The sequence below is a fragment of the Escherichia sp. TW14182 genome (genome assembly GCF_000208525.1).
Classification (GTDB): domain Bacteria; phylum Pseudomonadota; class Gammaproteobacteria; order Enterobacterales; family Enterobacteriaceae; genus Escherichia; species Escherichia ruysiae.
In genome coordinates this window covers 1-11,702 of sequence record NZ_AEJZ01000004.1, presented here as the reverse complement: position 1 = coordinate 11,702, position 11,702 = coordinate 1, and the positions used below count along the sequence as shown (strand labels likewise).

Genomic DNA, 11,702 nt, shown 5'->3' with positions numbered 1-11,702 from the left:
AGGATGTAATGACGCAACCAATGCCTGGGAAACCAGCCGAAGACGCTGAAAATGAACTGGATATTCGTGGGTTGTTTCGTACCTTGTGGGCTGGGAAGCTGTGGATTATTGGCGTGGGGCTGGCGTTTGCGTTAATTGCGCTGGCGTATACATTTTTCGCCCGCCAGGAGTGGAGTGCGACGGCGATTACCGATCGTCCAACGGTGAATATGCTGGGGGGATACTACTCGCAGCAGCAGTTTTTGCGTAACCTGGACGTCCGTTCGAACATGGCTCCTGCCGACCAACCATCGGTCATGGACGAAGCCTATAAAGAATTTGTTATGCAGCTGGCGTCGTGGGACACCCGTCGCGATTTCTGGCTGCAGACGGATTATTACAAACAGCGGATGGTCGGTAACAGTAAAGCCGATGCGGCTCTGCTGGATGAAATGATCAACAACATCCAGTTTATTCCCGGTGATTTCACCCGCGCGACCAATGATAACGTTAAATTGATTGCCGAAACTGCCCCTGATGCCAATAATCTGCTGCGTCAATATGTCGCATTCGCCAGTCAGCGCGCTGCCAGCCATCTGAATGATGAGCTGAAAGGCGCATGGGCAGCACGCACTATCCAAATGAAAGCCCAGGTGAAGCGTCAGGAAGAAGTTGCGAAAGCGATCTACGACCGCCGGGTAAACAGCATTGAGCAGGCGCTCAAAATCGCCGAGCAACATAATATTTCCCGTAGTGCGACAGATGTCCCTGCGGATGAATTGCCTGATTCAGAAATGTTTTTGCTGGGGCGCCCTATGCTGCAGGCGCGATTAGAAAATTTACAGGCCGTCGGTCCGGCCTTTGATCTTGACTATGATCAGAATCGGGCCATGTTAAACACCCTTAATGTAGGTCCAACCCTGGATCCGCGTTTTCAGACCTATCGCTATTTGCGTACGCCGGAAGAACCGGTAAAACGCGATAGCCCACGTCGTGCCTTCCTTATGATTATGTGGGGCATTGTCGGGGGGCTGATCGGGGCTGGTGTCGCATTAACCCGCCGTTGCTCGAAATAGCAACACTGCTGCGGTGAGCGCAAAGGCGCTCGCCGCTTATTCAAAGAGAATCGATGTGAAAGTACTGACTGTATTTGGTACGCGCCCGGAAGCCATCAAGATGGCACCGCTGGTGCATGCGTTGGCAAAAGATCCTTTTTTTGAGGCTAAAGTTTGCGTCACTGCGCAGCATCGGGAGATGCTCGATCAGGTGCTGAAACTCTTTTCCATTGTACCTGACTACGATCTCAACATAATGCAGCCAGGGCAGGGTCTGACAGAGATAACCTGTCGGATTCTGGAAGGGCTAAAACCTATTCTTGCCGAGTTTAAACCAGACGTCGTGCTGGTACACGGTGATACCACTACCACACTGGCAACCAGCCTGGCAGCGTTTTATCAGCGTATTCCTGTTGGTCACGTAGAGGCTGGACTGCGTACGGGCGATCTCTATTCACCGTGGCCGGAAGAGGCTAACCGCACGCTGACCGGTCATCTGGCGATGTACCATTTCTCGCCAACTGAAACTTCCCGGCAAAACCTGCAGCGTGAAAACGTTGCTGACAGCCGAATCTTTATTACCGGCAATACCGTTATCGACGCCTTGCTGTGGGTGCGCGACCAGGTGATGAGCAGCGATACGCTGCGTTCTGAACTGGCGGCAAATTACCCGTTTATCGACCCCGATAAGAAGATGATTCTGGTGACCGGTCACAGACGTGAGAGCTTCGGTCGTGGCTTTGAAGAAATTTGCCACGCACTGGCAGAAATCGCCACCACTCATCAGGACATCCAGATTGTCTATCCGGTACATCTCAACCCGAACGTCAGAGAACCGGTAAACCGCATTCTGGGGCATGTGAAAAATGTCATTCTGATCGATCCCCAGGAATATTTACCGTTTGTCTGGCTGATGAACCACGCCTGGTTGATTTTGACTGACTCTGGCGGTATTCAGGAAGAAGCGCCTTCACTGGGTAAACCGGTGCTGGTGATGCGCGATACCACTGAACGTCCGGAAGCAGTGATGGCGGGTACGGTGCGTCTGGTAGGCACGGATAAGCAGCGAATTGTCGAGGAAGTGACGCGTCTTTTAAAAGACGAAAACGAATATCAAACTATGAGCCGCGCCCATAACCCGTATGGTGATGGTCAGGCATGCTCTCGCATTTTGGAAGCGTTAAAAAATAATCGGATATCACTATGAGTTTTGCGACCATTTCTGTCATTGGACTGGGTTACATTGGGCTGCCGACGGCGGCAGCGTTTGCCTCCCGGCAAAAACAGGTGATTGGTGTCGATATCAACCAACAAGCGGTTGATACCATCAATCGTGGCGAAATCCATATCGTCGAGCCTGATTTAGCGAGCGTGGTAAAAACTGCCGTAGAAGGTGGATTTTTACGAGCGAGCACGACGCCGGTTGAGGCGGATGCCTGGTTGATTGCTGTACCTACGCCGTTTAAAGGTGATCATGAACCGGATATGACTTACGTCGAATCGGCTGCCCGCTCCATTGCGCCAGTACTGAAAAAAGGCGCGCTGGTGATCCTTGAGTCCACCTCGCCGGTGGGGGCAACCGAGAAGATGGCAGAATGGTTAGCAGAGATGCGTCCAGATCTGACTTTCCCGCAGCAAGTGGGGGAGCAGGCTGACGTGAATATTGCCTACTGCCCTGAACGTGTGTTGCCGGGGCAGGTGATGGTCGAGTTGATTAAAAATGACCGTGTGATTGGCGGTATGACGCCGGTTTGTTCTGCGCGCGCCAGCGAACTGTACAAAATTTTCCTCGAAGGAGAGTGTGTCGTCACTAACTCGCGGACGGCGGAAATGTGTAAGCTGACTGAAAACAGCTTCCGCGATGTGAATATCGCTTTTGCTAATGAATTGTCGCTGATTTGTGCCGATCAGGGGATTAACGTCTGGGAACTGATTCGCCTGGCGAATCGTCACCCTCGCGTCAATATTCTTCAGCCTGGCCCTGGCGTGGGCGGCCACTGCATCGCTGTTGATCCGTGGTTTATTGTGGCACAGAACCCGCAGCAGGCGCGGCTTATCCGTACCGCGCGTGAAGTGAACGATCACAAACCGTTCTGGGTTATCGATCAAGTGAAAGCGGCGGTTGCCGACTGCCTTGCTGCTACCGATAAACGCGCCAGTGAACTGAAAATCGCCTGCTTTGGTCTGGCGTTTAAACCGAATATTGATGACCTGCGCGAAAGCCCGGCGATGGAAATCGCTGAACTGATCGCGCAATGGCACAGCGGTGAAACGCTGGTTGTTGAACCGAATATTCACCAGTTGCCGAAAAAACTGATCGGACTTTGCACTCTGGCGCAGCTTGACGACGCACTGGAAACGGCAGATGTACTGGTGATGCTGGTCGATCACAGTCAGTTCAAAGCCATCAGCGGCGAACATGTTAAACAGCAGTATGTCGTAGATACCAAAGGGGTCTGGCGCTGATTACAGTGAATGACTGTTTTGAGGGAGTCACACAATGCCCATTCGCGCCAGAATTGAACCACTAACCTGGGAAAACACCTTCTTTGGTGTCAATAGCGCCATTGTGCGTATTAGTCCTGACGCGCCACTCCTGACGTCAGACGCCTTAGCGCCGTGGTCACGGGTGCAGGCCAAAATTGCCGCATCAAATACCGATGAGCTGGACGCCTTGCAACAACTGGGATTCTTACTAGTTGAGGGTGAAGTTGATTTGGTACTGCCTGTGAACAGTGCAAGTGATAGCGACGCAGAAGTGGCACAAGAGACAGATATTCCAGTGCTACGCCAGTTAGCCTGCGAGGCATTTGCGCAAAGCCGTTTTCGTGCGCCGTGGTATGCGCCTGACGCCAGTGGGCGCTTTTATGCGCAGTGGATTGAAAACGCCGTACGCGGCACTTTTGATCATCAATGCCTGATTTTACGTTCGGCGTCTGGTGATATTTGTGGCTATGTTTCTCTACGAGAGTTGAATGCCACTGACGCGCGCATTGGCTTGCTGGCAGGCCGTGGCTCCGGTGCACAGCTGATGCAAGCGGCGCTAAACTGGGCGTATGCTCGCGGTAAAACAACATTGCGGGTGGCGACCCAGATGGGCAACACCGCCGCGCTTAAACGATACATACAAAGTGGTGCGAATGTAGAAAGCACCGCGTACTGGTTATACAGGTGATCACATGATTCCATTTAACGCACCGCCGGTGGTAGGAACCGAACTCGACTATATGCAGTCGGCAATGGGTAGCGGCAAACTGTGCGGTGATGGCGGTTTTACCCGTCGCTGCCAGCAGTGGCTGGAGCAACGTTTTGGTAGTGCCAAAGTGCTGCTGACGCCGTCCTGCACCGCTTCGCTGGAGATGGCGGCGTTGCTGCTCGATATCCAGCCTGGCGATGAAGTGATCATGCCGAGTTACACCTTTGTCTCCACCGCCAATGCCTTTGTGCTGCGTGGCGCGAAAATCGTCTTTGTGGATGTTCGTCCGGACACCATGAACATCGACGAAACGCTTATTGAATCGGCGATCACCGACAAAACGCGTGTTATCGTGCCGGTACATTACGCGGGCGTGGCCTGTGAAATGGACACCATTATGGCGCTGGCGAAAAAGCATAACCTGTTTGTGGTGGAAGATGCCGCTCAGGGCGTGATGTCCACTTACAAAGGGCGTGCGCTGGGAACCATTGGTCATATTGGCTGCTTTAGCTTCCATGAAACCAAAAACTACACGGCGGGCGGTGAAGGTGGTGCGACGCTGATTAACGATAAAGCGTTGATCGAGCGAGCTGAGATCATCCGCGAAAAAGGCACTAACCGCAGCCAGTTCTTCCGTGGTCAGGTCGATAAATATACCTGGCGTGATATTGGTTCCAGCTATCTGATGTCCGATCTGCAAGCTGCGTACCTGTGGGCGCAACTGGAAGCCGCCGAACGTATCAACCAGCAACGTCTGGCGTTGTGGCAAAACTACTATGATGCGTTAGCACCTCTGGCGAAAGCCGGGCGTATCGAACTGCCGTCGATTCCGGATGGCTGCGTGCAGAACGCGCATATGTTCTACATTAAGCTGCGGGATAATGATGACCGGAGCGCATTGATTAACTTCCTGAAAGAAGCGGAAATTATGGCGGTGTTCCATTATATTCCGCTACACGCAAGCCCTGCGGGTGAACGCTTTGGTGAGTTCCACGGCGAAGAACGCTACACCACCAAAGAGAGCGAGCGCCTGCTGCGCCTGCCGCTGTTCTACAATTTGTCGCCCGTCAATCAACGCACGGTAATTGCGACTTTGTTGAACTACTTCTCCTGATATGTCGCTGGCAAAAGCGTCCTTATGGACGGCGGCCAGTACGCTGGTCAAGATTGGTGCCGGGTTGCTGGTCGGTAAGTTGCTGGCGGTGTCATTTGGTCCGGCTGGGCTGGGGCTGGCGGCAAATTTCCGCCAGTTGATTACCGTGCTCGGCGTGCTCGCTGGGGCGGGCATCTTTAACGGCGTAACGAAATACGTTGCCCAGTACCATGATAATCCGCAGCAGCTACGCCGCGTGGTCGGTACTTCATCAGCGATGGTGCTTGCCTTCTCTACGCTGATGGCGCTGGTTTTTGTGCTGGCGGCTGCCCCAATCAGCCAGGGATTGTTCGGTAATACCGACTATCAGGGGCTGGTGCGATTGGTTGCACTCGTACAGATGGGGATCGCCTGGGGCAACCTGCTGCTGGCGCTGATGAAAGGTTTTCGTGATGCCGCCGGTAATGCCCTGTCGCTTATTCTCGGCAGCTTGCTTGGCGTTATTGCCTATTACGTCAGTTACCGTTTGGGCGGTTATGAAGGGGCGTTGCTGGGACTGGCGTTGATTCCTGCGCTGGTGGTGATTCCTGCCGTCATCATGCTAATTAAGCGTGGTGCAATCCCGTTAAGCTATCTGAAACCCAGCTGGGATAATGGTCTGGCAGGGCAGTTGAGCAAATTTACGCTCATGGCGTTGATTACGTCGGTGACCTTGCCCGTTGCTTACATCATGATGCGTAAACTGCTGGCGGCGCAGTATAGCTGGGATGAAGTGGGCATCTGGCAAGGGGTGAGCAGTATTTCCGATGCCTACCTGCAATTCATTACCGCCTCTTTTAGCGTGTATTTACTGCCCACGTTGTCGCGGCTAACGGAAAAGCGCGATATCACCCGGGAAGTGGTGAAGTCGCTGAAATTCGTCTTACCAGCAGTGGCGGTGGCGAGTTTTACCGTCTGGCTGCTGCGCGATTTTGCCATCTGGCTGCTGTTATCGAATAAATTTACCGCTATGCGCGATCTCTTTGCCTGGCAGTTGGTGGGCGATGTGTTAAAAGTGGGTGCTTATGTCTTTGGTTACCTGGTGATCGCCAAAGCGTCGCTGCGGTTTTATATCCTGGCGGAAGTCAGCCAGTTCACTTTGTTGATGGTATTTGCCCACTGGTTGATCCCTGCGCATGGTGCGCTGGGCGCGGCGCAGGCTTATATGGCAACGTATATCGTCTATTTCTCTCTTTGTTGTGGCGTGTTTTTACTCTGGCGTAGGCGGGCATGACTGTACTGATTCACGTACTGGGATCGGATATCCCTCACCATAACCAAACCGTTTTACGGTTTTTCAACGACGCGCTGGCCGCAACGAGCGAGCACGCGCGCGAGTTTATGGTTGCTGGCAAGGACGACGGCTTAAGTGACAGCTGTCCGGCACTTTCTGTGCAATTTTACCCAGGTAAAAAATCCCTGGCAGAAGCGGTCATCGCAAAGGCGAAAGCTAACCGGCAGCAGCGATTTTTCTTCCACGGTCAGTTCAACACCACGCTGTGGCTGGCGTTGCTGAGTGGTGGTATCAAACCCAGCCAGTTTTACTGGCATATCTGGGGGGCAGATCTCTATGAGGTCTCCAGCGGGCTGAAATTCAAACTGTTTTACCCTATCCGCCGGCTGGCACAAAAGCGAGTTGGCTGCGTATTTGCTACTCGCGGTGATTTGAGCTTTTTTGCTAAAACGCATCCTAAGGTGAGGGGCGAACTGATTTACTTCCCGACGCGGATGGATCCATCTCTCAATACGATGGCGAACGATCGGCAACGTGAAGGGAAAATGACCATTCTGGTGGGGAACTCCGGCGATCGCAGCAATGAACACATTGCCGCCTTAAATGCTGTTCATCAGCAGTTTGGCGATACGGTAAAAGTGGTGGTGCCGATGGGGTATCCGCCCAATAACGATGTGTATATCAACGAAGTTCGTCAGGCGGGGCTGAAATTGTTCAGCGAAGAAAATCTGCAAATTTTGAGCGAAAAACTGGATTTTGACGCCTATCTGGCGCTACTTCGCCAGTGCGATCTCGGCTACTTTATTTTTGCCCGCCAGCAGGGCATTGGTACTCTGTGCTTGTTGATTCAGGCAGGCATTCCCTGCGTACTTAACCGGGAAAACCCATTCTGGCAAGATATGACGGAACAACATTTACCGGTGCTGTTTACCACTGATGATCTCAACGAGGATATTGTGCGTGAAGCGCAGCGCCAGCTGGCGTCGGTGGATAAAAACAACATTGCCTTCTTTAGCCCGAACTATCTGCAAGGCTGGCGGCGGGCGTTGGCTATTGCCAGCGGGGAGGACGCATGAGCCTGTTGCAATTTAGCGGCCTGTTTGTTGTCTGGCTGCTTTGCTCACTGTTTATTGCTACGCTGACCTGGTTTGAGTTTCGCCGCGTGCGCTTTAACTTCAATGTCTTCTTTTCATTGCTGTTTTTGCTCACTTTTTTCTTTGGCTTTCCGCTGACCAGCGTGCTGGTATTTCGCTTTAATGTCGGCGTTGCGCCGCCAGACATTCTCCTTCAGGCGCTACTTTCTGCTGCTTGCTTCTATGCGGTTTACTACGTCACCTACAAAACCCGCCTACGCAAACGCGTTGTCGATGTACCGCGCCGCCCGCTGTTTACCATGAACCGTGTGGAGACCAATCTCACATGGGTGATCCTGATGGGCATCGCGCTGGTGAGCGTCGGCATCTTCTTCATGCACAACGGTTTTTTGCTGTTCCGGCTTAACTCCTACAGCCAGATCTTCTCCAGTGAAGTCTCCGGCGTGGCGCTAAAACGCTTCTTTTACTTTTTCATCCCGGCGATGCTGGTGGTCTATTTTCTGCGCCAGGACAGCAAAGCGTGGCTGTTTTTCCTCGTCAGCACGGTCGCATTTGGTTTGCTGACTTATATGATTGTCGGCGGTACTCGCGCCAATATCATCATCGCATTTGCTATCTTCCTGTTTATTGGCATTATTCGCGGCTGGATTTCGTTGTGGATGCTGGCGGCGGCAGGCGTGCTGGGGATTGTTGGTATGTTCTGGCTGGCGCTAAAACGCTATGGAATGAACGTGAGCGGCGATGAGGCGTTCTACACGTTTCTCTATCTCACCCGCGACACCTTCTCGCCGTGGGAGAATCTGGCGTTGCTGTTGCAGAACTACGACAACATCGACTTCCAGGGGCTGGCGCCGATTGTCCGCGATTTCTATGTCTTTATTCCTTCCTGGTTGTGGCCGGGACGGCCGAGCATGGTGCTGAATTCTGCCAACTATTTCACCTGGGAAGTGCTAAACAATCACTCCGGATTGGCAATCTCGCCTACGCTTATTGGTTCACTGGTTGTTATGGGCGGCGCGCTGTTTATTCCTCTGGGGGCGATTGTGGTTGGTCTGATCATTAAGTGGTTCGACTGGCTGTATGAGCTGGGCAACCGCGAAACCAATCGTTATAAGGCCGCGATATTGCACAGTTTCTGCTTCGGGGCGATCTTCAATATGATCGTGCTGGCGCGTGAAGGGCTGGATTCGTTTGTCTCACGCGTGGTCTTTTTTATCGTGGTCTTCGGCGCATGTCTGATGATCGCAAAACTGTTGTACTGGCTTTTTGAAAGCGCCGGACTCATTAATAAACGCACAAAATCATCGCTCCGGACGCAGGTTGAAGGATAACAATGAATAACAACACCACGGCACCGACCTATACGCTGCGTGGCTTACAGTTGATCGGTTGGCGTGATATGCAGCACGCCCTTGATTATCTGTTCGCTGAAGGGCAGCTTAAGCAGGGAACGCTGGTTGCCATTAATGCCGAAAAAATGCTGACCATTGAAGATAATGCTGAGGTCAGGGAGTTAATTAACGCTGCCGAATTTAAATATGCTGATGGCATCAGCGTTGTACGTTCAGTGCGTAAAAAGTACCCACAGGCGCAGGTTTCCCGTGTTGCCGGGGCCGATCTCTGGGAAGAGCTGATGGCGCGCGCAGGCAAAGAAGGGACGCCAGTATTTCTTGTTGGCGGTAAACCTGAAGTGCTGGCGCAGACCGAAGCTAAACTGCGCAACCAGTGGAATGTGAATATCGTTGGCAGTCAGGATGGTTATTTTAAACCCGAGCAGCGTCAGGCGCTGTTTGAACGAATTCATGCCAGTGGAGCGCAAATCGTCACCGTTGCGATGGGATCGCCAAAGCAGGAGATCTTCATGCGCGACTGCCGTCTGGTGCATCCAGATGCGCTGTATATGGGCGTTGGCGGGACGTATGATGTCTTTACTGGTCATGTGAAACGCGCGCCGAAAATCTGGCAAAAACTGGGGCTGGAGTGGCTCTATCGCCTGCTTTCGCAGCCAAGCCGCATTAAACGCCAGCTTCGTTTACTGCGCTATTTACGCTGGCACTACACCGGCAACCTCTGATTTTCCTCTCTCTGTAAAGCGACGGAGTGGTCACTCCGTCACCTGTCTGCCGTTTTATTACACAAAGCATCCAAATTTTTAATGCTTCATTTGCCATTTCTTCTAAATTACGAAAACATTCGCAACACTCGATGTACCCATAACGATAACCGGTAACACCGGAAAAACATGCAAACACAACACGAGGATTTATGGCAGATAACAAACCAGAGCTACAGCGTGGGCTGGAAGCTCGACATATCGAACTCATCGCCCTGGGGGGCACCATTGGCGTTGGCTTGTTTATGGGGGCTGCCAGTACCCTGAAATGGGCTGGGCCATCCGTATTGTTGGCCTATATCATCGCCGGGCTGTTCGTCTTTTTCATTATGCGTTCAATGGGCGAAATGTTGTTCCTCGAACCGGTTACTGGTTCTTTCGCCGTTTACGCACATCGTTATATGAGCCCGTTCTTTGGCTATCTCACCGCCTGGTCTTACTGGTTTATGTGGATGGCTGTGGGGATTTCAGAAATCACCGCCATCGGCGTCTACGTCCAGTTCTGGTTCCCGGAGATGGCACAGTGGATACCCGCATTGATCGCGGTGGCGCTGGTGGCGCTGGCAAATCTGGCGGCGGTGCGGTTGTATGGCGAAATCGAGTTCTTGTTCGCGATGATCAAAGTCACCACAATCATTGTGATGATCGTCATTGGCCTGGGCGTGATTTTCTTTGGCTTTGGCAATGGCGGGCAGTCGATTGGTTTTAGCAATCTCACAGAGCATGGCGGTTTCTTTGCGGGTGGCTGGAAAGGCTTCCTCACCGCCTTGTGTATCGTGGTGGCGTCCTACCAGGGCGTGGAGCTGATTGGCATCACCGCCGGTGAAGCGAAGAATCCGCAGGTGACGTTGCGCAGTGCCGTAGGCAAAGTGCTATGGCGAATCCTGATTTTCTACGTAGGCGCGATTTTCGTTATCGTCACTATCTTCCCGTGGAATGAAATAGGCAGCAACGGCAGCCCATTCGTACTGACTTTCGCCAAAATCGGCATTACCGCAGCGGCGGGCATTATCAACTTTGTGGTGCTGACGGCGGCTCTCTCTGGCTGTAACAGCGGCATGTACAGTTGCGGACGTATGCTCTACGCGCTGGCGAAAAACCGCCAGTTACCGGCGGCGATGGCGAAAGTTTCCCGTCACGGCGTACCAGTTGCGGGTGTGGCGGTATCAATAGCCATTCTGTTGATTGGTTCATGCCTGAATTACATCATCCCCAATCCACAGCGTGTGTTTGTTTACGTCTACAGTGCCAGCGTGCTTCCGGGGATGGTGCCATGGTTTGTGATTTTGATAAGCCAACTGCGTTTTCGTCGTGCGCACAAAGCGGCGATTGCCAGCCATCCGTTCCGCTCCATTCTGTTCCCGTGGGCCAACTACGTAACAATGGCATTCCTGATTTGCGTTTTGGTCGGCATGTACTTTAATGAAGATACGCGTATGTCGCTGTTTGTTGGCATCATCTTTATGCTGGCGGTGACGGCGATTTATAAAGTTTTTGGGCTTAATCGCCACGGTAAAGCGCATAAACTGGAGGAATAAGCAGCAAAATGCACAAACCGTAACCAAACGCGCATTTTATTTAAAAAGGGACTAGACAGAGGGGTGTGAAGTCCGTATTATCCACCCCCGCAACGGCGCTAAGCGCCCGTAGCTCAGCTGGATAGAGCGCTGCCCTCCGGAGGCAGAGGTCTCAGGTTCGAATCCTGTCGGGCGCGCCATTTAGTCCCGGCGCTTGAGCTGCGGTGGTAGTAATACCGCGTAACAAGATTTGTAGTGGTGGCTATAGCTCAGTTGGTAGAGCCCTGGATTGTGATTCCAGTTGTCGTGGGTTCGAATCCCATTAGCCACCCCATTATTAGAAGTTGTGACAATGCGAAGGTGGCGGAATTGGTAGACGCGC

Annotated in this window: 10 protein-coding genes and 2 tRNA genes; all 12 read left to right on the top strand. The window is 52.6% G+C overall.

The annotated features are described in order from the left end of the window. Positions 1 to 8: 8 nt before the first annotated feature. The 12 genes from wzzE (at position 9) to EQY_RS0100365 (ending at position 11,654) form a co-directional block, all read left to right on the top strand. Positions 9 to 1,055 carry an ECA polysaccharide chain length modulation protein gene (gene wzzE, locus EQY_RS0100420; protein WP_000193462.1) on the top strand — a complete coding sequence of 349 codons (1,047 nt, stop codon included), beginning with the start codon at positions 9 to 11 and terminating at the stop codon, positions 1,053 to 1,055. Positions 1,056 to 1,110: 55 nt separating this feature from the next. Then, positions 1,111 to 2,241 carry a non-hydrolyzing UDP-N-acetylglucosamine 2-epimerase gene (wecB, locus tag EQY_RS0100415; RefSeq protein WP_010345125.1) on the top strand — a complete coding sequence of 377 codons (1,131 nt, stop codon included), beginning with the start codon at positions 1,111 to 1,113 and terminating at the stop codon, positions 2,239 to 2,241. Then, positions 2,238 to 3,500 carry a UDP-N-acetyl-D-mannosamine dehydrogenase gene (gene wecC / locus EQY_RS0100410; RefSeq protein WP_000006631.1) on the top strand — a complete coding sequence of 421 codons (1,263 nt, stop codon included), beginning with the start codon at positions 2,238 to 2,240 and terminating at the stop codon, positions 3,498 to 3,500. The genes wecB and wecC overlap by 4 nt, the downstream gene beginning before the upstream one ends. Before the next feature lie 34 nt (positions 3,501 to 3,534). After that, positions 3,535 to 4,209 carry a dTDP-4-amino-4,6-dideoxy-D-galactose acyltransferase gene (gene rffC / locus EQY_RS0100405; protein WP_001122572.1) on the top strand — a complete coding sequence of 225 codons (675 nt, stop codon included), beginning with the start codon at positions 3,535 to 3,537 and terminating at the stop codon, positions 4,207 to 4,209. Positions 4,210 to 4,213: 4 nt separating this feature from the next. Further along, entirely contained in the window at positions 4,214 to 5,344 is a 1,131-nt protein-coding gene (gene rffA / locus EQY_RS0100400) for a dTDP-4-amino-4,6-dideoxygalactose transaminase (RefSeq protein WP_000612065.1), read from the top strand. Between the two features lies 1 nt (position 5,345). Then, on the top strand, positions 5,346 to 6,596 hold the full coding sequence (gene wzxE, locus EQY_RS0100395; RefSeq protein ID WP_000050237.1) for a lipid III flippase WzxE: 1,251 nt from the start codon (positions 5,346 to 5,348) through the stop codon (positions 6,594 to 6,596). Next, on the top strand, positions 6,593 to 7,672 hold the full coding sequence (gene rffT / locus EQY_RS0100390; RefSeq protein WP_000217207.1) for a TDP-N-acetylfucosamine:lipid II N-acetylfucosaminyltransferase: 1,080 nt from the start codon (positions 6,593 to 6,595) through the stop codon (positions 7,670 to 7,672). Before wzxE ends, rffT begins: the two co-directional genes overlap by 4 nt. Continuing rightward, complete coding sequence (wzyE, locus tag EQY_RS0100385; RefSeq protein WP_000055104.1) at positions 7,669 to 9,021, top strand: ECA oligosaccharide polymerase; 1,353 nt, start codon at positions 7,669 to 7,671, stop codon at positions 9,019 to 9,021. The genes rffT and wzyE overlap by 4 nt, the downstream gene beginning before the upstream one ends. A gap of 2 nt (positions 9,022 to 9,023) precedes the next feature. Beyond that, positions 9,024 to 9,764 (top strand): lipopolysaccharide N-acetylmannosaminouronosyltransferase, encoded by a 741-nt coding sequence (wecG, locus tag EQY_RS0100380; protein ID WP_001064054.1) that lies wholly within the window; start codon positions 9,024 to 9,026, stop codon positions 9,762 to 9,764. Positions 9,765 to 9,955: 191 nt separating this feature from the next. After that, positions 9,956 to 11,341, top strand: coding sequence for a bifunctional threonine/serine APC transporter ThrP (gene thrP / locus EQY_RS0100375; protein ID WP_000774723.1), 1,386 nt, complete (start codon positions 9,956 to 9,958; stop codon positions 11,339 to 11,341). Positions 11,342 to 11,443: 102 nt separating this feature from the next. Beyond that, positions 11,444 to 11,520, top strand: a tRNA-Arg gene (locus tag EQY_RS0100370). A 58-nt stretch (positions 11,521 to 11,578) separates the two neighbouring features. Continuing rightward, positions 11,579 to 11,654: transfer RNA gene (locus tag EQY_RS0100365), tRNA-His, on the top strand. Positions 11,655 to 11,702: the final 48 nt, after the last annotated feature.